The 25,595-nt window shown below is 34.0% G+C and carries 18 protein-coding genes; 9 read left to right on the top strand and 9 right to left on the bottom strand.

Annotation, left to right across the window (positions count from 1 at the left end; all coding sequences use genetic code 11):
* Positions 1-2: 2 nt before the first annotated feature.
* The 3 genes from WFZ85_RS06825 to WFZ85_RS06815 all read left to right on the top strand — a co-directional run bounded on the left by WFZ85_RS06825 (position 3) and on the right by WFZ85_RS06815 (position 4,399).
* Positions 3-3,221, top strand: a complete 3,219-nt coding sequence (locus tag WFZ85_RS06825; protein ID WP_342695542.1) for a T9SS type B sorting domain-containing protein — start codon at positions 3-5, stop codon at positions 3,219-3,221.
* 491 nt (positions 3,222-3,712) lie between these two features.
* On the top strand, positions 3,713-3,988 hold the full coding sequence (locus WFZ85_RS06820; RefSeq protein ID WP_342695541.1) for a hypothetical protein: 276 nt from the start codon (positions 3,713-3,715) through the stop codon (positions 3,986-3,988).
* A gap of 78 nt (positions 3,989-4,066) precedes the next feature.
* A complete protein-coding gene (locus WFZ85_RS06815; RefSeq protein WP_342695540.1) occupies positions 4,067-4,399 on the top strand; it encodes a hypothetical protein in 333 nt (110 codons plus the stop codon).
* A gap of 81 nt (positions 4,400-4,480) precedes the next feature.
* Here the strand turns inward: WFZ85_RS06815 and WFZ85_RS06810 are convergent, their stop codons facing one another.
* The 7 genes from WFZ85_RS06810 to WFZ85_RS06780 all read right to left on the bottom strand — a co-directional run bounded on the left by WFZ85_RS06810 (position 4,481) and on the right by WFZ85_RS06780 (position 15,919).
* Positions 4,481-4,762, bottom strand: coding sequence for a F0F1 ATP synthase subunit epsilon (locus WFZ85_RS06810; protein ID WP_342695539.1), 282 nt, complete (start codon positions 4,760-4,762; stop codon positions 4,481-4,483).
* Between the two features lie 82 nt (positions 4,763-4,844).
* Entirely contained in the window at positions 4,845-6,356 is a 1,512-nt protein-coding gene (gene atpD, locus WFZ85_RS06805; RefSeq protein ID WP_342695538.1) for a F0F1 ATP synthase subunit beta, read from the bottom strand.
* A 533-nt stretch (positions 6,357-6,889) separates the two neighbouring features.
* Complete coding sequence (locus tag WFZ85_RS06800; protein WP_342695537.1) at positions 6,890-8,428, bottom strand: G-D-S-L family lipolytic protein; 1,539 nt, start codon at positions 8,426-8,428, stop codon at positions 6,890-6,892.
* A 10-nt stretch (positions 8,429-8,438) separates the two neighbouring features.
* Positions 8,439-11,273: a TonB-dependent receptor domain-containing protein gene (locus WFZ85_RS06795; RefSeq protein ID WP_342695536.1), complete on the bottom strand. Its 2,835-nt coding sequence runs from the start codon at positions 11,271-11,273 to the stop codon at positions 8,439-8,441.
* Positions 11,274-11,551: 278 nt separating this feature from the next.
* On the bottom strand, positions 11,552-13,399 hold the full coding sequence (gene glmS, locus WFZ85_RS06790; protein WP_342695535.1) for a glutamine--fructose-6-phosphate transaminase (isomerizing): 1,848 nt from the start codon (positions 13,397-13,399) through the stop codon (positions 11,552-11,554).
* Positions 13,400-13,411: 12 nt separating this feature from the next.
* A complete protein-coding gene (locus WFZ85_RS06785; RefSeq protein ID WP_342695534.1) occupies positions 13,412-15,097 on the bottom strand; it encodes a DUF4270 domain-containing protein in 1,686 nt (561 codons plus the stop codon).
* A gap of 15 nt (positions 15,098-15,112) precedes the next feature.
* The gene (locus WFZ85_RS06780) at positions 15,113-15,919 is read right to left on the bottom strand and encodes a glycogen/starch synthase (RefSeq protein ID WP_342695533.1); all 807 of its coding nucleotides are present in this window, start codon (positions 15,917-15,919) and stop codon (positions 15,113-15,115) included.
* A gap of 106 nt (positions 15,920-16,025) precedes the next feature.
* Between WFZ85_RS06780 and panC the strand changes: the two genes are divergently transcribed.
* The 6 genes from panC to WFZ85_RS06750 are packed head-to-tail and all read left to right on the top strand — an operon-like array spanning position 16,026 to position 22,886.
* On the top strand, positions 16,026-16,874 hold the full coding sequence (gene panC / locus WFZ85_RS06775; protein WP_342695532.1) for a pantoate--beta-alanine ligase: 849 nt from the start codon (positions 16,026-16,028) through the stop codon (positions 16,872-16,874).
* 14 nt (positions 16,875-16,888) lie between these two features.
* Complete coding sequence (gene panD / locus WFZ85_RS06770) at positions 16,889-17,239, top strand: aspartate 1-decarboxylase (RefSeq protein ID WP_342695531.1); 351 nt, start codon at positions 16,889-16,891, stop codon at positions 17,237-17,239.
* A gap of 4 nt (positions 17,240-17,243) precedes the next feature.
* On the top strand, positions 17,244-18,209 hold the full coding sequence (locus tag WFZ85_RS06765) for a lysylphosphatidylglycerol synthase transmembrane domain-containing protein (RefSeq protein WP_342695530.1): 966 nt from the start codon (positions 17,244-17,246) through the stop codon (positions 18,207-18,209).
* A 56-nt stretch (positions 18,210-18,265) separates the two neighbouring features.
* Positions 18,266-19,510 carry an alpha/beta hydrolase-fold protein gene (locus tag WFZ85_RS06760; RefSeq protein WP_342695529.1) on the top strand — a complete coding sequence of 415 codons (1,245 nt, stop codon included), beginning with the start codon at positions 18,266-18,268 and terminating at the stop codon, positions 19,508-19,510.
* Between the two features lie 48 nt (positions 19,511-19,558).
* A complete protein-coding gene (radA, locus tag WFZ85_RS06755) occupies positions 19,559-20,920 on the top strand; it encodes a DNA repair protein RadA (protein ID WP_342695528.1) in 1,362 nt (453 codons plus the stop codon).
* Between the two features lie 10 nt (positions 20,921-20,930).
* Entirely contained in the window at positions 20,931-22,886 is a 1,956-nt protein-coding gene (locus WFZ85_RS06750) for a biosynthetic peptidoglycan transglycosylase (RefSeq protein ID WP_342695527.1), read from the top strand.
* Between the two features lie 16 nt (positions 22,887-22,902).
* Here WFZ85_RS06750 and WFZ85_RS06745 read toward each other — a convergent pair whose 3' ends face one another.
* Both WFZ85_RS06745 and WFZ85_RS06740 read right to left on the bottom strand, forming a co-directional pair.
* Positions 22,903-23,640, bottom strand: a complete 738-nt coding sequence (locus WFZ85_RS06745; protein ID WP_342695526.1) for a LytR/AlgR family response regulator transcription factor — start codon at positions 23,638-23,640, stop codon at positions 22,903-22,905.
* 2 nt (positions 23,641-23,642) lie between these two features.
* Entirely contained in the window at positions 23,643-25,460 is a 1,818-nt protein-coding gene (locus tag WFZ85_RS06740; RefSeq protein ID WP_342695525.1) for a tetratricopeptide repeat-containing sensor histidine kinase, read from the bottom strand.
* Positions 25,461-25,595: the final 135 nt, after the last annotated feature.

Raw genomic sequence — 25,595 nt, 5'->3', positions numbered from 1 at the left:
TTTTGAAAAAAATTTCAGTCATCATTTTTATTTTATCAATGTTGGTTTCTCATGCACAAGGAGAAGCGAACATTTGGTATTTTGGAGAAAATGCAGGTCTGGATTTTAATAATGGTTCTCCCGTTGCATTAACCAATGGACAGTTAGTAACCGAAGAAGGTTGTGCCACTATTTCCAATTCAAGTGGTCAATTGTTGTTTTATACAGACGGAATTACTGTTTACAATAAGAACCATGTAGTAATGATAAATGGAAACGGATTAATGGGACATCCATCAAGTACTCAATCTGCAACCATAGTACCTAAACCAGGTTCAAACAATCTTTATTACATTTTTACAATACCAGAAGAAAGTAACCCAAGTGGTTTTCGGTATTCAATTGTAGATATGACTTTAGATGGAGGTAACGGTGCAGTAACAGCTGACAAAAATATTTTAGTTCTAACGCCTATCGGAGAACATTTAGGTGTTACCAAACACGGTAACGGTCAAGATTATTGGATTATAGTACATGGGTTACACAGTAATAGTTTTTTTGCTTATCGATTATCATCATTGGGTTTAGATCTTAATCCAACTATAACAAATATTGGTGCTGTAATTACCGGCAATTCTACTGACTTTTTTGAAGCGGGTTCAATTAAAATATCTCCAAGTGGTTCAAAATTAGCATTTACAAGTGTAATGGATATTGCTCAACTTTTTAGCTTTAATAATTTGACAGGGGTAGTATCAAATGAAATTACTCTTACTACTGAAAGTGGAGAATTGTATGGAGCTGCATTTTCTCCTGATGAATCTTTATTGTATATATCAAACAGTTTTGGTAAGATTCATCAATTTAATTTGAATGCTACTGATATTCCAAATTCAGAAATAACTATTTTTAACGGAAATATTCCCGGTCAAATGCAAGTGGGACCTGATAATAAAATTTATGTTGCTTTCGGAAGTAGATTTTATTTGGGTGTAATAAATAATCCAAATGTTCTCGGAATAGCTTGTAATTTTCAGAGAGACGGTTTTTATCTTGGAGGTAAAAAAAGTAAACAGGGCTTACCCTCATTTAATCAATCGTTTTTCTTTACTCCTTCAATAACTGTTAATTCTAATTGTATTGGAGAGCCTTCCGTTTTTAATTTTTCAACAAGTCAAACAGTGTTATCTGCTACTTGGAATTTTGGGGATGGCTCAACTTCAAATAGTATAAATCCAACTCATACTTATGCAAATGCGGGTACTTATAATGTTAGTATAAGTGTAGTTACCGCTTTTGGCACAGGTTCAAATACTCGTCAAATTACTATTTATCCAAAACCTACTTTGACAAATTCAGCTGTTTCACTAAAACAATGCGACGACAACAACGATGGTTTTAGTGCTTTTAACCTTAGTGAAGTAAATGAGTTGGTGGTTGCGTCAACAACTGGTTTGACTTTTTCCTATTTTGAAACACAGCTTGAAGCACAATCCAATTCTAATCCTATTTCAAATTTTACAGCATATAGTAATCAAACCGTAAGTACCGATCAAGTTTTTGTTAGAGTTGAAAATACCAATGGTTGTTATAGAGTGGCATCAGTTAATTTAATTGTTTCTACAACATTAATCCCTTATACTTTCCAGAGAGTTTTTAGAGAATGTGATGCTATAATTTCAGGATCAAATACAGATGGAATTGCCACTTTTAATTTTAGTAGTGCCACTGCCGATATTCAAGCTTTGTACCCAATGGGGCAACTTTTGGACATCACTTATTATAAAAATATTGCCGATGCGTTAGCCGAGCAAAACGCTATTTCTAATACATCAAGTTATACCAATACGGGTTATCCAAATACTCAAAATATTTATGTTCGTGTGGATAGTCAATTAGATAATGAATGTCTAGGTTTGGGACATCACATTACTTTGATAGTTGAACCTATTCCTATCGTTCAGCCCATGGTTATAAAACATTGTGACGATGACCAAGATGGGATTTTTGGTTTTGATACTACCAATTTACAATCTTCACTATTAAATGGTCTAACTAATGTGATTGTTAGTTATACTGACCAAAATGGAAATTCGTTAACAAGCCCATTACCAAATCCTTTTATAACAGCATCTCAAACTATTACGGTAAATGTTAAAAACAACTACGGTAAACAATGTGATTACAATACAACCATACAATTTGTTGTTGATGATTTTCCTCAAGCTTTTACAATTTCATCAAGTTTAACAACAATGTGTGATGATGAAGCAAATCCTTCCTTGCAAAATGGAAGTTTCCCTTTTAATACGTCAACATTTCAATCCGCCATTTTAGGTAGCCAAACTGGGATGATTGTAAACTATTATGATGCAAATAATAATCCATTACCTTCACCATTACCGAATCCTTTTATTACAACCCAACAAAATATAAATGTTGAAGTAATTAATCCCATTAACACCTCTTGTAAAGCTACTATGACTATTCCATTTGTTGTTAATTCAGTTCCAGATATCAATTTATTGGGCAATGAGTTAATCTGTAGCGATAATCCAAATTTTACAAAAATCATTAATGCAGGATTAGTTGATACTTCAACAATAAACAACTATACCTATACTTGGTTTTTAAATAATAATTTAATACCAAATCAGAATCAATATTCACTAACAGTAAACACCGAAGGAATTTATACCGTTGAAGTTGAAAATAGTCTCGGTTGTTTTAGCACCCGAACGATAACAGTTACAGCATCAAATTTAGCAATAATCGATTCAGTTGTTGTAACCGATTTAGTTGGAGAAAACTCAATTATGATTTTATTAGCAGCTTCAAGCATTGGCGACTATGTGTATAGTTTAGATAACTCAAATTATCAAACTTCAAATCTAATTTCTAATGTTTTGCCGGGTATTTACACCGTATATGTAAAAGATTTAAAAGGATGTGGGATAACGCCCACCCAAGTTAGTGTGTTAGGAATCCCAAAATATTTTACACCAAATGGTGATGGATATAATGACTACTGGAATATTGATGGTGTAAATCAAAATTTCTATTCAAAATCAATACTACAAATTTTTGATAGATATGGAAAATTGTTAAAACAAATTAGTCCCACAGGACAAGGATGGGATGGAACATTTAATAGTCAAAATGTCCCGTCAGATGATTATTGGTATGTTATACAATTGGATGATACAAGAATTGTAAAAGGGCATTTTGCTTTGAAAAGATAAAGACATTATGAGTCGATTCGTTTAAATAGCTATAAATAAGCTGTTCACTCTCCCACCAACTCTTTCTCGTTGTAAATGACAAATATTCGAAAAAGAAATTCTCTATGTTGCAAACATAGGATGGCAAACTTGCTTTTGTTATTTTATATCCCTTAAAATATAATTTCAGTAAAGTGTTCCTTTTTTCTGCACAAGTCAGGTTACTGCTTCAACTTACTCTAAATTATTCTAAACAAGGCAGGATATTACTGCTCCCTACACTAAATTTTTCTAAACATAGTAGGTAGATGCAGCTCCCTACTTTAAATTTTTTTTAACAAGGCTGGGTGCTGCAAAAACCAGTTATAATTTGAATATAAACGTGTTAAATAATGTTAAAATTGCCATATAACCGAATAGTAGCTAAAAACTGGCACTTGAATAGTATTAAAAATAACACTTATTTGTAGTGAATAAGCCACTTATTAAATCAATTTTAAAAACTAGAAATCATGGCAGATGTAACAACATCTCAAAACGGAAATGTAAAATCAAACAGTACAAGCAACGTGCCTGCTGCTGATATTGATTTTGGTAAAGTAGCTACGGATGTAGCAACAAAATGGGCAATTACACCAGAGGTTAGTTTACTATGGACTACTTCATCTGAGTTTTCAACACTGGCTTCTGCCTATAAAACGGAGCTTTCTTCAAGAAAACTAATTGGGGGTAGCAGACCTCAAGTTACACAAGCATTAAAACAATTGGATAACACAATTGACGGTTAATTAGCTTATGTAAATGGATATATTGTAGATAAGTTTAAAAAAGAAGCAGCGGCAAGTGTATATTCGGCATTTGGAATTTTGCATCAAAAAGATAAATATGTTTTTCCAAAAGATAGAAACAAACGTTCGGCTGCATTAGAACTTATGATTGATGGTATTGCCTATAATGGTTTTGGAACTAAAGAGTTTGGCACCACTTTTTGGACAGACCTAAAAACAAAATACGATAGTTTATTGAATCAAGCTAGTACTACAGACGGAACTATTTCTGGCAAAGTAAATGCTAAAAATACTTTAAAAAGTTCGCTCAAAAAAACAATGAACTGTTTAATATTGGCTATCAAAGCAAACTATCCCGATAGTTACAAAGCGGAAATCCGCACTTGGGGTTTCCAAAAAGAGAAATACTAATCAAGTCAAAGCCCCTAAAAATTAGGGGCTTTGTTTATCTATTTTACTTCGTTACCGTTAGCAACGTTCGGGTAAATTATCTTAGTCAGCTAAAACAATTACCTTATTGTCTTTCATTTCGATAGTTCCTGAATTGATTTCCAAAAGGTAGTTTTGATCGTTTACTTTGGTAAATTTATCAGCTACTTCTTTTTGAATATTAAAACTAGTGGCTTCAATTTTAACAACACCGTGTTTTAAAATAGAAACGATTGGGGCGTGGTTATTCAATACTTGAAACGAACCGCTAACTCCAGGTAAAGAGACCGAAGTAACTTCGCCTTTGAATAATGTAGCTTCTGGTGATACTATTTCTAAAATCATACTTTTTGAGTTAGAAGAGGGAAGAGGGAAGAGGGAAGAGAAGATTTAACTTCTAACTTCTGACTTCTGACTTCCAACTTAATTATGCTTCTGCTAACATTTTTTCTCCTGCTTCAATAGCGTCTTCAATAGTTCCTTTTAGGTTGAAAGCAGCTTCTGGCAGGTGGTCTAATTTTCCGTCAATGATCATGTTAAATCCTTTGATGGTATCTTTTATATCAACTAAAACTCCTTTTAATCCTGTAAATTGCTCAGCAACGTGGAACGGTTGTGACAAGAAACGTTGCACACGACGCGCTCTAGATACTGATAATTTATCCTCTTCAGACAACTCCTCCATCCCAAGGATAGCAATGATGTCTTGCAATTGTTTGTATTTTTGAAGAATTTCCTTTACTCTTTGGGCACAGTTGTAATGCTCGTCTCCCAAGATTTGAGCCGTAAGAATTCTTGAAGTAGAATCCAAAGGATCCACCGCAGGATAAATCCCTAGCTCGGCAATTTTACGAGACAATACAGTTGTAGCATCTAAGTGAGCAAACGTTGTTGCTGGTGCCGGATCAGTTAAGTCATCCGCAGGCACGTAAACCGCTTGTACTGATGTAATCGAACCTTTGTTTGTTGAAGTAATTCTTTCTTGCATCACACCCATTTCTGTTGCCAATGTTGGTTGGTAACCTACCGCAGATGGCATACGTCCTAATAATGCTGATACCTCAGAACCTGCTTGTGTAAAACGGAAGATATTATCAACAAAGAAAAGTACATCTTTCCCTTGGTCTGAACCTGCACCATCTCGGAAATATTCAGCTATCGACAATCCTGATAAAGCTACACGAGCTCTTGCTCCTGGTGGTTCATTCATTTGGCCGAAAACGAAAGTAGCTTTTGACTCTCTCATTCCTGGCTTATCTACTTTTGATAAATCCCATCCTCCATTTTCCATAGAGTGCATGAAATCTTCTCCATATTTTATAATACCTGACTCCAACATCTCACGAAGCAAATCGTTTCCTTCACGAGTTCTTTCACCTACTCCTGCGAATACAGAAAGTCCACCGTGGCCTTTGGCGATATTGTTAATCAACTCTTGAATCAAAACTGTTTTACCTACACCAGCGCCACCGAATAATCCAATTTTACCCCCTTTTGCATACGGCTCAATCAAATCGATTACTTTGATACCGGTGAATAAAACTTCGGTTGAAGTTGATAAATCTTCAAATTTTGGAGCAGCTCTGTGTATAGATATTCCGTCTTTACCTTCTTTTGGTAAATCGCCTAAACCATCAATAGCATCTCCGATTACATTGAATAAACGGCCGTAGATATCGGCACCAATTGGCATTTGGATTGGAGCTCCCGTAGCTTTCACTTCGGTACCTCTACTTAATCCGTCAGTTGAGTCCATCGAAATAGTACGAACTGTGTTTTCTCCAACGTGAGATTGCACTTCAAGAATTAACTTTGATCCGTTTTTATTGATAATTTCTAATGAATCATAAATTTTAGGTAATTCAACATCTTTACCGTTGAATACTACATCAACTACTGGTCCGATAATTTGGGAAACTTTTCCTATTGCTTTTGACATTGTTTATGTATTTAGCTCCACCCAACCCCTCTAGAGGAGAGGAGAAAGAGAAATTTAACAGATTTAACCTTGTTTTTTCAGAGCGCAAAGATAATTTTTATAAATCGAATTATCAATTATTATTTTATAAAAAAAGCATATTTTTTTATTGATACTGTAAAACAAAAAAACCACCCTATAAAAATAGAATGGTTGTTAGAATAAAATTAAAATTTTCTACAGAGTTGCAGGAAATAAAATTCCACATTGTCCTAAATTGACTCCTTTAAAATTGGAACCATTTTTGGCATTGATGGCTTCTAAAAATTTATTTGCAATTAACGCATATCCTTTTGGAATTGGATGAACATCGTCTAAAGAGAAGGAATTACCAGTAACATACTAGAAGTAACAAAAAAATTATTCGTTATAATTCTAATTCATTCGTAAGCTCAAAAGCCGAAAAGGTAAGCGATTAATAATTAGAAGCCTTACCCTCAAATGGAAATGAAAAACCCCACAAATTGTGGGGTTTAAACGTTTAAACTTCTTCTTTAGTTTGGTAAAAAAGATGGATAAGTAATTGGCCTATCTTGAGGTTTAAATTTATTAAATTTGGCACCATAAGTTCTTTCAATAGCTCCTAAAAATTGATTTGCAATATACGCGTTTGCTCGAGCAGTAATGTGAATACCATCCCAACTAAATACACCGCCTTGACCAAAAGTTGCTGACATGTGATAATTATCAAATCTAATACCAGTTCTACTCAACTCTCCCATAATTGAATTAACATCAACAAAAGCCAAACCTTTTGATTCTGCAGCGGTTTTTATGGTATTGTTAAATGCAGTTGTAGCAGTATTAATCATTGTAATTTCAGTTGGTACTAAAACGTGTTGATCTTGTAATGGAAAAGAAACACCAAAAGCATTTAAAGTAGGAACAGGAGAACCAGCCGGCTGTCCAATAACTGAACGAGTAGTTAATAAAACTAAATCATCTTTAGTTGCGTGTCTAGCTTGACCATAAGCAGATCCTAAAAAGGGTGCTAAAGCAACTAATTGTGGATTACCAGAAGCCGCTGCAATAGCTTGAATTTGAGGCCCTAAATTTGTTAAACCTTCATCTACGATTAAAAGTGGATTATTAGATGCTGCAACTAACGGTTTTAGACGATCTTGTTGACCCAATGCTGTTAAAATTTGATCTAACGGACCTATTAAACCAGCATTCAATGCGTCAGCGGTTGCAGCATTTAATGGTACAGGGTTAAAGGGAACCGTTTTAAAAAAAGCAGCAGATGTGACACTTGGTATATTAGCTACCACTCCTTTTCGACCACCTGATGTTAAAGCGTCAATAATTTGGTTATAAACAGTGTTAAACATAGCTGGGTCAGAAATATCATTTCCTGCATAAGTTGCAGGGTTGGTATTACCTAATTGATTAACACCTGTGCCTCCAGAAGTTGCATAGCCTAATACATCATTGTTGCCTATCCACAAACTAAAAAAAGTTGGGTTTTGAGCTAAAGCATCATTTAAAATAGTTGTTGATGCTGACGAACGAAATCTAACAAAATATGGATTGGCAGTACCATTTGCAAGGCCCGCAATATTACCATAATTTGGCGCTACTAAATGATACGATTTAGCACCTGGAACACCCATGTTATTAAAAGGCCCTGTTAAAGGTACCCCAATTTCAGTTGTAGGAACTGAACCTGGAACAGCAATATTTAAAGGTACAGGAGCACCATTGAAAAAAACCAATCTCGGTCCTTGAATTTGAACACCTCCTGCTAATAAACCACCAACATTATCATTGGTTAATGGCGTAGTAAATGAACCTCCACCAACTTCAGCAAATTTTTCTGCCATTAGATTTGGATAAGCATTAATTTGACCTGCCTTGAATAATGCATTATCTGAAAATCCAGCTGTTAAAGAGTTACCTAAAGCTACGTATTTTGTAAAATCTGCTGAACCTTTAGATAAAGGGTCTTCTGCGATAACCTCTTCTTTTATATCTTCACTACAAGCCACGAAGATCAAAGAAGAAATAAATAAATATTTTAAATTTTTATACATGATTGAATAATTAAGGGTTAATTGTAATTCCTAAGGTGTAAATTTGACCGACTCTACCAGCACCTATCACTTGCAAATAATCATTGCTTCCAATATTAGAACCAGTTAATTTAATAACAGATTTTATACTTGGAATAGCATAAGACATTTGCGCATCCAAAACAAAAGTTGAAGGAATCGTACCATCTGCAAAAGTTGAAGTCCACTCGTACTCAGACCACCAACGGCCATTAATTCCAAAACCGAAATTTTTGAATAAATTATCATTGTTAATTCCAAATTTAGCTCGGTGCTCTGGTGTATTAAACATAGGTCTAAAGGCTGGGTCAACAGTTTCATCATAATCAAAAGCAGCCCAATTGTAACTGGCTGATAATTCAAAATCTTTATAAACTTTTTTAACTAATCCTAGGCCTACACCATAAGAATTAATAACAGCTGTAGTATTAGTATATAAATCATAAGTTCTTCTATCTCCTCTTGAAATAGCATTAATAGCATTAATATTAGCTTGATTAGTAATATCATTTCCAGCTAAACCATAGAACGGTACAACAACTCGGGCGCCACTCATAAAATCGTTATAAATATTAAAATAACCATTAATATCAATATCAAAACCATTTATTCTAGATTTATAACCTAATTCAAATGCTTTAACTTGTTCTGGTTTAACCAGTGGTGTTTGTTGAACTGTTGCTAAATCATTTGTGTTTTGTGTTTGTAAAAATTTCTGAACCGATTCAGATGTATAAGACAAACCATATGCATTAACTCCGTTTAAAGTAACTGTAGAGGGATTGCCTTCTAAAACACCAGCATTACTAACATTTATAGTTTCAGAATATCTTGTTAAATTACTAGCCGCAGAACCTACTAATGCTCTTGGACCTACATTTAAACCAATAAATAAATCTTGAGTAGTTGGGTTACGGAAACCTGTTTGGAATGACGCTCTAAAGTTGTGATTTTTTCTTTCACCTGCAGAGTAAACAAAAGATACACGAGGAGAAAACTGACCATCAAATAATTCAGATTTATCGTAACGAATAGAAGCTGTTAATTTTAAACGGTCTTCCATGAATTTCTTTTGAAATTGTGTGTACAAACCATATTCATCATATCTAATTGGGCCATCAAAATCAGTAAAAATTGTACCTTGTGAATCTAAGACATAAGTGCGAAAAGAACCACCTACTTGTATATCTGCAAATGATATGTGATCTCTAAGGTTATAATTCCAGTCACTATGCCAAATTCGAGATTGATCTTTAAACAAAGCCCCGTTGGAAACATCTGCACTCGATCGAACATCTGCTAAAGCGTTTACAAATTCTGGCGTTCCAGGCTGAAATTGTGCCTGACCATTAAGAAGAGGTGTTAGGCCAAGCGGATTAGCGCCAGGAAAACCAGGTACTGTTGTAATATTATTTGTAGCAAAACCTCTTGCAAAAGCATCAGCTTGTCCGCCATTAAATCCCAAACCTATTTGAGATTGTAAGTATGCAGTAGCGTAATCCGTAAACCATTGAACATCAGTTTTAGCTCTTCTATTAATATTGATTGCAGCAAAACGCATATCGTAAGAATCTCCAGCATCTTCAGCTGATACATAACCTCTTATAAAGAAATTTTTATGTTTGATTTCTGCTCTAGTTTGGCTCATAAAAAAGTTTCTTAGTGCATATCTACTGCCTCCTTGATATACAGTGTTACCTAATCCTACTTTATGCTGAGCAATAATTTCGGTATCCTTCCAATATTGATTAGACGAAGTTGCCCAAGGCCTAACATGTATAGAAGCATCAAATTTAAGATTATTAATCTCATTATCATTCAAATCTTGTTCTCTATAACCATCTCTACTTATAGTACCAACATTTGATAAAAAGTTGGAAACTTCATCACCAAAAAAGTTTAAACCATCATAATTTCTGTTATTAGCATGACCGACCAAACCGCCGTTAACATCTCTGTCATCAGCAGCTATCCACTCGGTTGCTCTCATGTAAGTAAAATTAGCCTTAGCAGCAAAATGTGGGGTAAATGCCCAGGCGGCTCTCAAACCAAAATCAAGAAATTCATTAGTGCCAGCCACTTCATGATTGGTTATTCCACGTTTAATGTAGGTACTAATGCCTTGAAATTCAAAAGGATTTTTTGAATTCATGAATAAAATACCATTAAAAGCATTCGCTCCATATAAGGCAGATGAGGCACCAGGCAAAAGTTCAACACTATGAACGTCTAAATCAGATAAACCAATGAGATTACCCAAGTTAAAGTTCAAAGCAGGAGATGAATTATCCATGCCGTCAACCAATTGCATAAAACGTGTGTTAGCAACTGTTGCAAAACCTCGGGTGTTAATTGATTTAAAATTAAAACTTGATGTGTTAAAATGTACCTCTTTTAAGTTTTCTAAACCTTCATAAAAGGTTGGCGAAGTAGTGTTTTTGATGTCACGCAAAGTCATACGCTCTATAGTTACAGGTGACTCTCTAATTCTTTCTGGAGTTCTAGAGGCAGAAATAACAATTTCATCTAACTTAGTTTCCTCATCAGCTAGCGTGACAGCTATCTTTTGATTATTAGATGTAACATTAACTTTTTTAACGCCAAAACCTACACTTGTCACTTCTAACTCAAAAGGTGGTTTTTTTGTTGTGGAAAGGCTAAAATTTCCGTCAGCGTCGGTTACTGTTCCAGAGGTATCGCCAATAACTTTGACATTTGCTCCTGGAATAGGTTCGTTCTTACTGTCTTTAACAGAACCGGTTACTGATGTTTGCGAATAGGTTATACCGCAAAAAAACAATGAAACGATAAATAAGTAAATCTTCATTTGGTTAAAAATTATTGGTTTAAGTGGCTAATTTATAAATATATTTTTTATATTATCAATAAATAGCATATAAATTTATTGATAATTTAGTAGAGAGACATTTTTTTAATAATTCCACATTTTTAGTATTCTTAAATTTTTATTAGTATTTTGATAATTTTTCTAAGAAAAAACTATGCGCACATATAAAATTTGAACTTCTGTTAAATTAATCATAAAATTTTGTGCAAAAAAAAACGAGAATAAATCTCGCTTTTTGACTAAATTAGATTCAGATTTTATTCTACCGTTACCGATTTTGCTAAGTTTCTTGGCTGATCTACATTACAACCTCGTAAAACTGCAATATGATAGGAAAGTAATTGCAAAGGAATAGTAGTAACTAAAGGAGATAATGCATCAGAAGTTTCAGGAATTTCAATTACATGATCGGCTAATTCTTTAACTTGTTTATCGCCTTTTGTTACTACTGCAATAATTTTTCCACTTCTTGATTTTATTTCTTGGATATTACTTACTACTTTGTCGTAATGTCCTTGTTTTGGTGCAATAACTACTACAGGCATTTGTTCATCAATTAAAGCGATTGGTCCATGCTTCATTTCCGCAGCGGGATAACCTTCTGCATGAATATATGATATTTCTTTCAACTTTAATGCTCCTTCTAATGCAACTGGAAAATTATAACCTCTCCCTAAATAAAGACAATTACTAGCATCTTTAAATTTCTCTGCAATTTCTTTGGCTTTATCATTTGTTTGCAATGCTTCCAAAACCTTTTCTGGAATGACTTCCAATTCTTGTAAATATCTATGAAAATCTGAATTTGACAATGTTCCTTTAGCTTTGGCTAAGCGAAGAGCTATCATGGTTAGCACAGTAATTTGTGTAGTAAAGGCCTTTGTAGATGCCACCCCAATTTCTGGTCCAGCATGAGTGTATGCTCCGGCATGTGTTTCTCTTGAAATAGAAGAACCTACGACATTGCATACACCGAAAACGAACGCTCCTCTTTCCTTCGCTAATTTTATTGCAGCGAGAGTATCGGCTGTTTCACCTGATTGAGAAATGGCTATTACTACATCCTTTTTGTTAATTATAGGATTGCGATATCTAAATTCTGAAGCATATTCCACCTCAACAGGGATTCTTGCGAATTCTTCAATGACATACTCTGCCACTAAACCTGCATGCCATGATGTTCCACAAGCAATGATTAATATCCTTTCGGCATTAAGAAATTTTTCGATGTTGTCTTCTACTCCAGCCATCTGTATAATACCTTGATTGGCGTGAAGTCTTCCTCTATAAGTATCCTTAATTACATTTGGCTGTTCACAAATTTCCTTCAACATAAAATGATCATAGCCTCCTTTTTCAATTTGCTCCAAGTTCATTTGAAGTTCTTGGATGTAGGGATCAACTAGTGAGTCATCTTTAATTTTTCTTATCTTTAAAGGTTTAGCTAATCTAACAATAGCCATTTCTTCGTCTTCTAAATAAATGGCATTTGACGTATATTCTATGAAAGGAGAGGCATCAGAGGCAATAAAAAATTCGTTTTCACCCACACCAATTGCTAGCGGACTTCCTAACCTTGCCACAACAATTTCATCTGGTTTTTTCTTATCAAAAACGCAAATAGCATAAGCTCCAACCACTTGATTTAAAGCTACCTGAACCGCTTTCCCAAGCTTGATGTTTTCCTTTTTTTGTACATCTTCAATAAGATTAACTAATACTTCTGTATCTGTATCTGATGTAAAAGTGTAACCTCTTTTTTGTAATTCTTTTTTCAATGGTTCATAGTTTTCAATTATTCCATTGTGAATTATTACTAAATCGCCTGAATTAGATGCATGTGGATGGGAGTTAACATCGTTTGGAACACCATGAGTTGCCCAGCGAGTGTGACCCATTCCTATTGTTGCTTTAGACGATGCAATAGCTTCAGATTTTTCTTCAAGGTCTGAAACTTTACCCTTAGTCTTGGAGATTTTAATGTCTTTACCATCATAGAGCATAATTCCGGCGCTGTCATATCCTCTGTATTCCAGCCTTTTAAGCCCTTTTATTACAATCGGGTAAGCTTCTCTGTACCCAATATAACCTACAATTCCACACATAATTCTATAATATTAGTTTGGTTTAGTATAATAAATTTCTAGTTTAAGTCTTTTTTCCTCGGGAACTGATGGGTTTGAGCCAAATAGTATAGTTCCCAAAGGACTCATTACTGACATACTTGGGACTCTGTTTGTAACTGTATTTCCAACCTTAAGTCGAGAAAAACCAATATTATTAATATTTTCTGTCACAGAAAGACCTAGTCTTACATTTGTTGAGTCTCTGGTAATTAAATTTCTAAGATGATTGGTAATTCTAATTTTATATCGCGTTCCTCTTCCATTAGCTACATTTTCTTTTTCAATAACACCACCATAATTAATTTTGTTAAATTTTGGATTTATGGTACTGTTTGAAAGATCACGATTATAGTCTATTATGGGTTGATTATTGGTTAAATCATATAAAAAAATTCGATTCGGCTCAATGGTTCGTCCGTCTGACATGGCTTGCTTGTCAATATAAAAAGTTAAACTAGCTTCATTTATTAACCATCTGTTCGCTTTAATTACTTCGATTTCATCGGCTATTCCGTTATTGTCACTATCCGGACCAAATACATCTATAACAGCGATAGAACCTTGTCCGCCTTTTATAAATAATTGAGAAGCTTCTTGCGAATTATTAAGTAGCGTGGCATTTAAATAATCTTGATTTTCATTACTATTGTTTAGCAAATTTATAGTGTTACCATTTAAATTTAAGACATAAGATTTATTAGTTCTTTCATAGGTAATATCGCCTTGCGAGCTTGTTTTTTTGGTATCTTCATTATAATATAAGGTAATTTTCCCTTCTTTGAAATTAAGCGAAGCCATGTTCCCAGGATTTCCTATACTTTCCGTTTTAAAATATATTCCTCTGAAAAAATTTTTAAAAACGTTATTGTTAGCAAGTTGACCAGATGGCGCATTTAAAATTGCAGCGTTAAAAACATCATTTCTTAAATGCAATCGCATAGATGGTCTTGATCTTGTATTGATTGGGGTAACACCATCTTCTTCAAACGTTACTGTTTTGTGTTCTCTTTTATCAAAGTAAAACTGCGTGTTTTCTCGACCATCGGCGTTTCTCGGATCTGAAGTCGGTAAATCATTCAACAAAACTGGAATTTTATTGTTGTCGATTTCTGTGTTTTGGTCGGTGTAAAATAATTGTACTTGGCCAAGCGACTCGTTTGGATCAAGATTTCTTAAATAATAATTCGATTGATAAACGCTCAATTTAAACTTTGATCCTTCTACACCATATATTGAGTCTAGCTCATAAGTAGTTCGTCTTTCCGTCTTACCATTAACTTGTACTTCTTCTACGCTTTTTATTGTGCTAAAATAAGGCACTTCAAGCACAACACTGTCTAAAACCGTGGGTAACACATCGTAATTTTCTGGATCAACATTATTAAATTTTGGATCACTCACTGACAACTCCACTTGTGTCACAAAATTAGCTTGCGTGGTCCCAAATGGTGGATTGTCATAAAAGCCCAACTGATTTATTGCTAAATTATTAGAAGAAACTGCTCCGATTTTTTGGTTATAAGACTTAACCGTTGCACCAGTATATTTTTCAAAAGTAAAATGATCGTCACCTACAATATCTGCGCCAATCTCGTTAAAATCTTTATCGCAAGAAACCAAAGAAACTATTGGAATAAGAACAAATAAAATGGACTGAAAAAATGATTTTTTAAACATAAATAATACTAATTTTTAAGAAAGTAAGGCATTATAAAACCCTGTATAAGCTTCACTAAATTTTTCTTTTGATGCGAAAGGTAGAAAAGGTTTTCCTGATGTCTCTATATATTTTGTTAAACTTGGCGACACTAGTTCAGAACCAACAACAATGCCATCTGAATGATTGATTGCTGAAATAACAAGGTTTTCATAATTTGGAAATTCTAATTCTTTAATAGAATCGTGTGGAACTTCATCAAACTTAATCTTATTTATTAATTCAGCATTTAGAGAACCTTCAAAAGATTGACCATAGACTGATGTGACAATTTTAGTTTCTGAAAACAAAGCATCATTTTTATAATAATGTTTCATATAGATTGGCAATAAACTCGCCATCCATCCATGAACATGTATAATATCGGGAACCCAATTTAACTTTTTAACGGTTTCTACAACACCTTTTGCGAAGAAAATCGCTCTTTCATCGTTATCAGGAAACATCACACCATCTTCATCACTAAAAGTAGCTTTACGCTTAAAATATTCGTCATTGTCAATAAAATACACTTGAATTCTTTCTTTAGGAATTGAAGCTACTTTTATTATCAATGGCATATCTAAATCATTGACTACTAAATTCATCCCCGACAATCGGATTACTTCATGAAGTTGGTGTCTTCTTTCGTTTATATTACCATATCTAGGCATAAAAATTCTTATTTGTCCACCTTGATCGTTTATCATTTTAGGGACATCATAAGAAAGTAAAGAAACCTCATTTTCTGCCAAATAAGGCACCACTTCAGATGATACATATAATATCCTCTTGTCTTCCATAATTTATTTTACTTTATTTATTGGCAATAAAAAACAGGCAAAAGTACAAAAATTTGTGGAGTTATTTATGAAAATAGTAAGTTTGCAACTCCTTAATAGAAAGCGAATGCTCATTTTTAACACAAATAACAATCTTATTTCCCACTTAAATTCGATTAAAACTGCTGGTTCTTCCATTGGTTTTGTCCCTACAATGGGAGCATTACATGAAGGTCATTTGTCGCTATTGAAAGCAGCCATGTCGCAAAATTCTATTGTTGTGATTAGTATTTTTGTTAATCCGACACAGTTTAATAATCCAGAAGACTTAGCAAAATATCCACGAACTTTGGAAAGAGATATCGAAAAAATACAATCTGTTTCTGAAAAAATAATTATTTATGCACCTACTGTTGCTGATATTTATGATGGAAAAACAGTATCCAAACATTTTGATTTTGACGGATTAGAAAATCAAATGGAAGGCAAATTCAGACCTGGTCATTTTGATGGCGTAGGAACTATTGTGAAGCGTCTTTTTGAAATTGTAAAACCAAACTATGCTTATTTTGGTGAAAAAGATTACCAGCAATTGCAAATCATTAAAAAAATGGTGACCAAATTAAAAATCCCTGTACAAATTGTAGGTTGTCCAATTCACCGAGAACCAAATGGTTTGGCGATGAGTTCACGCAATGAAAGACTTTCAGCAAATGAACGAAAAGAAGCGGCCATTATTTTTAAAATATTGAAACAATCGCAACAACTTTTCAAAACAAAATCGGCTACAGCGGTAACAGCATGGGTAAAAAAAAACATAGAAGTTTCTCAGACCTTCAAGCTCGAATATTTTCAAATTGCTGACGAAGCCACGCTTTTGCCTTGCATCAGAAAAAATAAATCAAAAAAATACCGAGCTTTTATAGCTGTTTTTGTCAACAAAATTAGATTGATTGACACCATTTCACTAAATTAAATTAACTTTGCCTCATGCAAATTCAAGTAGTAAAATCAAAAATTCATAGAGTAAAAGTAACTGGTGCCGATTTAAATTATATTGGCAGTATAACTATTGATGAAACTCTAATGGAAGCTTCAAACCTTATAGAAGGCGAAAAAGTATATATCGTGAACATAAATAACGGTGAGCGTTTTGAAACCTATGTCATTAAAGGCGCTAAAAATTCTGGTGAAATAACTTTAAATGGTCCTGCAGCGCGAAGAGTACAAAAAGATGACATTATCATTATCATGTCGTATGCAATTATGGATTTTGAAGAAGCCAAAACTTTCAAACCTTGGATGATTTTTCCTAATGAAAATGACAATTCCCTAACCTAATCTTTTGAAAAAACAAATCCGCAAGTGGTTGACCATTCTTGTTCCTCTTTTAATAGGAATTGCAATTATTTACTATCAATTTACCACTTTGACAAGCGATGAAATTGGAAAAATCAAAATCAGTTTCCAAAAAGCCAATTATTATTATATTCTTCTTTCGTTAGTCATTGCTTGCTTTGGCTATTGGTCTAGAGCCTATCGTTGGAAATTTGCACTCAATCATCTGGGTTACGAAACAAAATTCTACAATAATTTTTTTACGGTTTGCGTTTCTTATTTGGTCAATCTCACCGTTCCTCGTTCGGGCGAAATTTCTCGTGCCGCTTTGCTAAAAAAATATGAAAATGTTCCTTTTGATAAAGCATTTGGAACTATCGTTGCCGAGCGAATAGTAGATTTACTGATTTTTTTACTTTTTGTTTTTATTGGATTTATCTCTCAATTCGAAAAAATATATCAATTTTTATTAAGTAAAAACATCGCTATAAAAACCATTATAACTTCAGGAATAGTTGCTGTAATTCTCTTCATTATTTTTATTTTGATATGGATATATGCTGAATGGAATATCATATTAAAACTAAAGAAAAAACTATCGGGACTGATTGAAGGGATGACAACGGTCTATAAAATGAAAGATAAATGGATGTATATTTTTCATTCTTTTTTGATTTGGTTTTCTTATTTATGCATGTTTTATGTGGCCATTTTTGCCTTGCCCGAAACCACGGATATCAGTTTTGATATTGTGGTGATGGGATTTATTTTTGGTAGTCTTGCTGTTGGTTTTTCTAATGGCGGACTTGGAGCATATCCATTTTCAATTGCGTTAATTTTCTCGCTTTATGGCATTTCAAATAATGTTGGAATTGCTTTTGGATGGCTAGTTTGGACCTCACAAACTATTTTAGCTATTTTACTGGGTTTGATTTCCTATGTTTTATTGCCCATTTTAAATCGCAATAAATAATTTACTATATTGCTACTGATTTTTGCAATAATTCTATTTTAATCAAACCATTACTCATGAAAAAACTTGCTTTGCTTTTTCTTTTTGTTTGCACAAATATCCTTTATTCTCAAAAGATAACCGATACCATTACTTCTCAAAAACTGAATGAGGACCGAGAGATTTTTATTGGACTTCCGCCATCTTATGATAAAAATCCGAGCCAAAAATACCCTATCCTTTTACTCCTTGATGGTGATTTTCTTTTTAACCCTTTTCAAGGTGCATTAAGTTATGGTTATTATTGGGACGATTTGCCCGAGGTCATCATCATCGGAATTAGTCAAAACAAAAACAACGAACGTGAGACAGATTGCACAGTAGAAGAAGCTACTGGTTTACCCTCAGAAAAAGGAGAACTTTTCTTTGAGTTTATCGGTATGGAATTGATTCCTTACATCCAAAAAAAATACCGAACAGCACCTTTTAAATTAATTGCAGGATTAGACACCACTGCAGCATTTTCCAATTTTTATCTTTACAAAGAAAACCCTGTTTTTGACGCCTATATTTCAATGAGTCCTGAGCTTACTACTGGCATGGAAGAACAAATACCGGAACGATTAGCCACAATTGAAAAACCTGTTTTTTATTACCATTCTTCTGCAGATGGCGATGTAAAAAAAATGAGAAAAAGAATTCAAGCGCTTGACGAACTAGCCAAAAAAATAACCAAACCAACGCTTAGTTATAAGTTTGATGATTTTAAAGGCGCATCGCACTATTCATTAGTACTAAACTCTATTCCAAGTGCTTTGTACCATATTTTCTCGGTCTACCAGCCTATTTCAACTACAGAATTTCAAGAAAAAATTGTGACATTACCCTCAGGATACGTTGATTATTTGGCAAAAAAATATGAATTGCTTGAGAAAACATTTAGCATGAAGTTAACTATCAGACTAAATGATTTCAAAGCCATTGAAGCGGCTATTCTTAAAAATAAAGCGTATGCCGAATTTGATCAACTAGCCCAATTGGCCAGAAAAAACTATCCGAAATCGATGCTTGCTGATTATCACATGGCACAATTGTATGAAAAAACAGGTGACACAAAAAAAGCCATAAAAACATACCAAAGTGCTTTTCAAAAAGAGGAAATTGGCGATTTGACCAAAGACATGATGCTTGAAAGAGCCGATGAACTTAAAGGTCAAGTTAAAAATAAAAAAGACGAAGTTATAGAGGAAACGCCGCCTACAGACACACCAGTAGAAACACCACCAACTGATACGCCAGTAGAAGAAAAAAAAACTGAATAAAACTTATACGAGCGCAGCTAACTGACGCAGTAAACTTATTAAACCTAAATGTCAAAGTTAAAAACAACCTTTTTTTGTCAAAATTGTGGTGCTCAATATGCTAAATGGCAAGGGCAATGCAATTCTTGTAAAGAATGGAACACGATTGCCGAAGAAATAATTCAAAAAGAAGAAAAAGCAAGCTGGAAACCTACTACTTCTGAAACAAAAAGAGTCTCAAAACCACTTAAAATAAAAGAAATCGATTCCACACAAGAAGTGCGAATGGATTCTACTGATGGCGAATTGAATCGCGTGCTTGGTGGCGGAATTGTACCTGGTTCATTAATCCTTTTGGGCGGCGAACCTGGTATTGGGAAAAGTACTTTATTACTCCAAATTTCTTTAAAATTACCATACAAAACTTTATATGTTTCGGGCGAGGAAAGCCAAAAGCAAATAAAAATGCGTGCCGAACGCATCAATCCAACTAGTGATAATTGCTACATACTAACCGAAACCAAAACGCAAAATATTTTCCGGCACATCGTTGAAATCGAACCCGATATTGTCATCATCGACTCGATTCAAACCTTACATACTGATTATATCGAGTCCACTGCCGGAAGCATTTCTCAAATTAGAGAAACCACAGCCGAATTGATAAAATTTGCCAAAGAAACTAATATCCCAGTAATCTTAATTGGTCACATTACCAAAGACGGCAACATTGCTGGACCAAAAATTTTGGAACACATGGTCGATACAGTGCTCCAATTTGAAGGCGATAGAAACCATGTATATAGAATATTGCGCTCACTTAAAAATCGTTTTGGTTCCACTGCCGAACTCGGAATCTATGAAATGCAAGGTTCTGGTTTACGTGAAGTTTCAAATCCTTCCGAAATACTAATTTCACATCGCGAAGAAGAACTTTCGGGGACGGCAATTGCTTCTACCTTGGAAGGAATGCGTCCTTTGATGATAGAAATTCAGGCACTGGTTTCTACTGCCGTTTATGGAACGCCACAGCGCAGCACTACGGGATATAACGCCAAAAGATTGAACATGATTCTAGCAGTTTTAGAAAAACGTGCCGGTTTCCGTCTCGGAACCAAAGATGTTTTCCTCAATGTGACTGGTGGAATTTCAGTTGATGATCCCGCTATAGATTTGGCTGTTGTGGCGGCTATTTTGTCTTCCAACGAAGATATTGCTGTAGGCAAAGATGTTTGTTTTGCTGGAGAAGTAGGACTTTCTGGAGAAATTCGTCCCGTGAACCGTGTAGAACAACGCATTCAAGAAGCCGAAAAATTGGGATTTGCCACTATTTTTGTTTCGAAATACAATAAAATAGCAACAAAATTTCCGGGCATAAAAGTGATTTTGGTTTCCAAAATTGAAGAAGTTGTAGAGCAATTGTTTGGGTAAATAATTCAAAATGAAACTCCAAAGAAAAAAAGTTTTGTTAGTGCTAAAAATAGTTGGAGTACTTCTCTTACTCGGAATCATTTTGCTTTTTGCTTTTCGAAATACCATTTTAGAGAAAGTTATCCATCGCATTGATGCCAAAATGGAACGCGAGTATCAATGTCATTTTTCGATAGAAAGAGCCGAGTTTCATGGATTGACTGATTTAGAGTTTCACGATATTACATTAGTTCCAAAACAAGCCGATACTTTGGTTCGTATTGATGAATTAAAAACCAGCGTGAACTTTTGGAAGTTATTGCTAGGCGATATTCAGTTGGGAAAATTAGAAATCAATAAAGGCTATATTCAATTAGTAAAAACCAAAAATGGCAGCAACTTCGATGCTTTTCTTCGTTCCAAAAAAGAAAAAAAAGACAACGACGAAGTAAATTATGCCAAACTTCTGAACCGAATTTCGTCACAACTTTTGAACTTAGTTCCAACGGATATGCACGTTAAAGGCTTTGCTATTAAAATAGATGACAAAGGAAATAAAGTGGTTTTTGATTTTAACCAATTGGTTTTGGCTGAAAAAAAACTCCATACGATTATTCAAGTCACTTCGGATAATTTTTCACAACAATGGTGCATCAACGGTTTTGCCGACCCAAGAGATCGAAAAGCCGATTTGCAATTCTCGAATCCAAAAAGTGACACCATTAGAATTCCCTATTTGGATAAAAAATTCAACCTGAAATCGGGTTTTAAAGCCATTCATTTCAATTTAGAAAATCTCTCGATGAATAGTGGCGAATTGTATATTGATGGCTATTCTTCGATTGAAAATTTAATCGTCAATCACCCAAAAATTGCCAACAAGGATGTAATTATAAAGAAAGCCCGATTTGATTATCGTTGGGTAATTGGCTCACGATTTATGGCGTTGGACAGTACGTCAACCGTGCAATTGAACAACATCAAATGCCATCCTTATATATCCTATACCAACGAAACCGATAAAGTATATGCCCTTCAATTAAAAATTCCAAAAATGAAAGCGCAAGACTTTATTGTTTCATTACCAACAGGTTTATTCCACCATTTTGAAGGCATGGAAGCAAAAGGAAATTTTAGTTACTCCCTAAACTTTGAATACAACAATCACAAACCCAATGCGCTAATTTTTGAAAGTAAATTAGACCCCGAAGGATTGAAAATTACTAAATATGGAGAAGCTGATTTGAATAAAATCAATAGGGAATTTACCTATCGTGCTGTGGATAAAGGCATTGCACAACGCCCCATAATTTTAGGTCCATCCAATCCAAATTACACACCCCTTAACGCTATTTCTCCCTATCTACAAAAATGTGTTTTGACTAGCGAAGACCCGTCGTTTTTTAATCATCGTGGGTTTATTAATGAAGCGTTCAAACAGTCGATCGCAAAAAATATTAGAACCCAAAAATTCTCACGCGGTGCGAGTACCATCAGTATGCAACTGGTGAAAAATGCTTTCCTCACTAGGGAGAAAACGTTATCAAGAAAATTAGAAGAAATTCTTTTGGTTTATATTTTAGAAAACAACCGAATCAGTTCCAAAGAGCGCATGCTCGAAGTGTATTTTAATATTATAGAATGGGGACCAAATGTTTATGGAATTGGCGAAGCATCACAATTTTATTTTCAAAAATCGCCAGCCGATTTGAATTTAAACGAATGTTTGTTCCTTGCCACCATTATCCCAAAACCAAAAGGATTTATGTTTCGTTTTGATTCCGAACAAAAACTTAAACCTTTTGCGAAACAACAAAATGAATTTCTAACCCGATTGATGTTGCGTAGACAGTTACTTTCTGAAACCGATACTATTGGTCAAAATGTTCCTGCAAAAATACTTGGCCCTGCACAATTGTACTTGAAACAAAAACCAACCGATACCATTGAAAATGATAGTACAAGCATTGATGAATTTGAGTTTTAAACAAAATTTGCCCTTTTTATTTAAACCGTGTAAGAAACTCTTCTTTATAAGTTGATGATATTTCAATTTCTGTATGGTCAAACAGGGTAACAAATCCGCCTTTATTATAATTTTTCACAAATGAACTATTGATGATATGAGATTTGTGAACTCGCATGAAAGGATAAGGCAAAATTTCTGAAAAGTGTTTTAAAAAACGACAAACCATTTTTTTATTGCCATTGGATAAATAAATATCAGTGAAATTTCCATTACCACGCAACCGCACAATATCTTCCATTTTTACCACTTCAAATCCTTCTAAAGTTGGTAAAATCACTTGTTGTTTTTCAGGCTTGGTTTCACGGAAATTCTCTACAATTATTTTATTTCGGTCGAATAATTCATTATTAATAATATGTTGCTGTACTTTATTTACTGCCACGATCAATTCTTCAATACTGATGGGTTTTAATAAATAATAGGCCGCACTTTGATTCAGCGCTTTTAACGAATATTCTGAAAATGCAGTGACAAAAATAGTTTCAAATTGTAAATCTTTGCACGCTTCCAAAACATCAAAAGCATTGCCAAACGGCATTTCTACATCCAAAAAAACCAATTGTGGCCTCGTTTCATGCAATAAAGGAACTGCTTCTTTAATGTTTTGTGCCTCGCCTATTACTTCTACTTGCGGACAATATTTACTCAAATAATTTTTGAGTGCTTCACGAGCGGCAACTTCGTCTTCAACAATTACACTTCGTATCTTCATCGTTATTCAACTTTAGTAATTAATGGCATTTCAATTCGTATGATAGTTCCTGAACTCGGAGCATTTTTCTCGTTGATTTCAAAACGGATGTAGTGTTTATACAACTCATTCAAAAGCTGAATACGCTCTTTTGTATTGGTCAAGCCACGAGATTTATGAACTTTTTGATTGACCGTTTTGAGTTCTTTACTGCGTGTTAATCCAATGCCATCGTCATCAATCAAAACGACTAACTGATTTTTTTCAATTTTAAATTGTAATAGCAAATGACCTTTGTGTTCCAAGTAGCGCAATCCATGCCAAATAGCGTTTTCGAGATGCGGTTGAATAATCATATTCGGAATAAAAACGGCATCGGTATCCAACAGTTCATCGACTATAATTTCATAATCAAACTGATCTTGAAAACGCAAATGCTCTAAGTCTAAATATTTTTTCAGTTGATTAACTTCGGTAGTAAGTGTCACAAAATCTTTATTGGAATTTTCCATGATGTTTCGCATTAATTTAGAATAAGAAGTCAAATATTTATTGGCTTCCAACTCTTTGTTTTGGGAAATAAATTGGTTCACACTGTTTAGACTATTAAAAATAAAATGCGGATTCATTTCACGACGGAGCGATTGCAAGGCGATTTCTTTGTTCTTTTTCTTGATGGCAAATAATGCTTTGACTATCAATCCGAAAAAAAGTAGCAGTAAAAAAACTGCACCGATAAGAAAATAATTGAAAGTATTTTTCTTTGAAATCAGTTCGTCTTTTAAGGCCTTTTCTGTCTCAAGTTGTTTGATTTTTTCTTCGGTTACTTGAAAAATTTTAGCGTCAATAAGCGTAGTATCTGATTGAATTATGGCATCAAAATTTTGTAAAAAATCATTGTAAATAAGTAATCGTTCTTTGTCATTTCCTTTTTGTTTGTAATAATCAACTAATGCGAGTAAACTTCGTTTTACCTCAGCCGTATTCCCTTTTTTAGAAGCAAGTTTATACGCAGTTTTAAGTTCTTCGACCGCTTTTTCGGGTTTGTTTGTTTGAAAATAAAGCGAGGCTAATTTTTGTTTTTGAGTGATTTGCGTTGTAAAATCGTTCTTCTTCTCGGCACTTTTTAAAATACTTTGATTGATTTCTAATGCTTTGCCAAACTCATTTTTTGCTACATAAATATCGGCTATTTTATTCTTTATAGAAATCGCTTTATCAGGTTTGTCCTCAGCATAAACTAAGGCTTGATTGTAATTATTTATAGCCTCTTCAGGTTTATTTTCAAGTTTATCGGTTTCGGCTTTTTTTAGATAAGCATCCGACAACTCTTCCACCTTATCTTCCTCTGCCAAAATTTTAATGTTAGAGTTCAACAGTTCTTTCTGCTTTACAGCATTTGAGCTAGTAAGACGATTAAAATCATTGGCATTTATTTTTTCAAGTTTTTTGTCTGAAGTTGCTTCGCTGGCTACTTTATAATTGGTTGAAGCTTGAACAAACTTATTTTGACTTTCTTGAATTTTTGCCAAACTCCTTAGTACACGTGCAATATCCTCTTTTCTTTTCAGTTTTCTATAAACCGTTAATGCTTTTTGATAATATTCTTCGGCTTTAATTTCATTATTCTTTGAATAAAAATCCTCGGCTAACTGCTCATAATTTTTAGCAATACTTTCTTCATCGCCACTATCATAAGCTTTTTTTAACTCTTCTGTTTTTTTTAAACTTTTCGATTGAAAAGACGTTTTCTTTTTCTTAATAGTGTCTTGTGCCATTGAACTAGTAGTAGCCAAAAGCATCACAAAAACAAAGGATAACCATGAAAAAAGATAGCGCATTTTTCTTGAAAATAAGTAGTGTAAAGTAAATCAATTTAAAATGGTTGTACAAATCGTTTTACCAAGTCAAAGGCGTGTTTCACCCTTTTTCTAAAAAAAGCAATCTCTTGATGCATACGTTTGTATAGAAATCTT

The organism is Flavobacterium aureirubrum (genome assembly GCF_038739835.1).
Taxonomy (GTDB): Bacteria; Bacteroidota; Bacteroidia; order Flavobacteriales; family Flavobacteriaceae; genus Flavobacterium; species Flavobacterium aureirubrum.
Note: the sequence above shows the minus strand (reverse complement) of the source record. Positions and strands in the feature narration are given on the sequence as shown.

What these genes read in the sequence shown, in the direction of transcription:
- WFZ85_RS06820 (WP_342695541.1), top strand. Translation starts at nt 3,713, where the DNA reads ATGGCAGATGTAACAACATCTCAAAACGGAAATGTAAAATCAAACAGT.
- WFZ85_RS06810 (WP_342695539.1), bottom strand. Translation starts at nt 4,762, where the DNA reads ATGATTTTAGAAATAGTATCACCAGAAGCTACATTATTCAAAGGCGAA.
- atpD (WP_342695538.1), bottom strand. Translation starts at nt 6,356, where the DNA reads ATGTCAAAAGCAATAGGAAAAGTTTCCCAAATTATCGGACCAGTAGTT.
- WFZ85_RS06800 (WP_342695537.1), bottom strand. Translation starts at nt 8,428, where the DNA reads ATGTATAAAAATTTAAAATATTTATTTATTTCTTCTTTGATCTTCGTG.
- WFZ85_RS06795 (WP_342695536.1), bottom strand. Translation starts at nt 11,273, where the DNA reads ATGAAGATTTACTTATTTATCGTTTCATTGTTTTTTTGCGGTATAACC.
- glmS (WP_342695535.1), bottom strand. Translation starts at nt 13,399, where the DNA reads ATGTGTGGAATTGTAGGTTATATTGGGTACAGAGAAGCTTACCCGATT.
- WFZ85_RS06785 (WP_342695534.1), bottom strand. Translation starts at nt 15,097, where the DNA reads ATGTTTAAAAAATCATTTTTTCAGTCCATTTTATTTGTTCTTATTCCA.
- WFZ85_RS06780 (WP_342695533.1), bottom strand. Translation starts at nt 15,919, where the DNA reads ATGGAAGACAAGAGGATATTATATGTATCATCTGAAGTGGTGCCTTAT.
- panC (WP_342695532.1), top strand. Translation starts at nt 16,026, where the DNA reads ATGCTCATTTTTAACACAAATAACAATCTTATTTCCCACTTAAATTCG.
- panD (WP_342695531.1), top strand. Translation starts at nt 16,889, where the DNA reads ATGCAAATTCAAGTAGTAAAATCAAAAATTCATAGAGTAAAAGTAACT.
- WFZ85_RS06760 (WP_342695529.1), top strand. Translation starts at nt 18,266, where the DNA reads ATGAAAAAACTTGCTTTGCTTTTTCTTTTTGTTTGCACAAATATCCTT.
- radA (WP_342695528.1), top strand. Translation starts at nt 19,559, where the DNA reads ATGTCAAAGTTAAAAACAACCTTTTTTTGTCAAAATTGTGGTGCTCAA.
- WFZ85_RS06750 (WP_342695527.1), top strand. Translation starts at nt 20,931, where the DNA reads ATGAAACTCCAAAGAAAAAAAGTTTTGTTAGTGCTAAAAATAGTTGGA.
- WFZ85_RS06745 (WP_342695526.1), bottom strand. Translation starts at nt 23,640, where the DNA reads ATGAAGATACGAAGTGTAATTGTTGAAGACGAAGTTGCCGCTCGTGAA.
- WFZ85_RS06740 (WP_342695525.1), bottom strand. Translation starts at nt 25,460, where the DNA reads ATGCGCTATCTTTTTTCATGGTTATCCTTTGTTTTTGTGATGCTTTTG.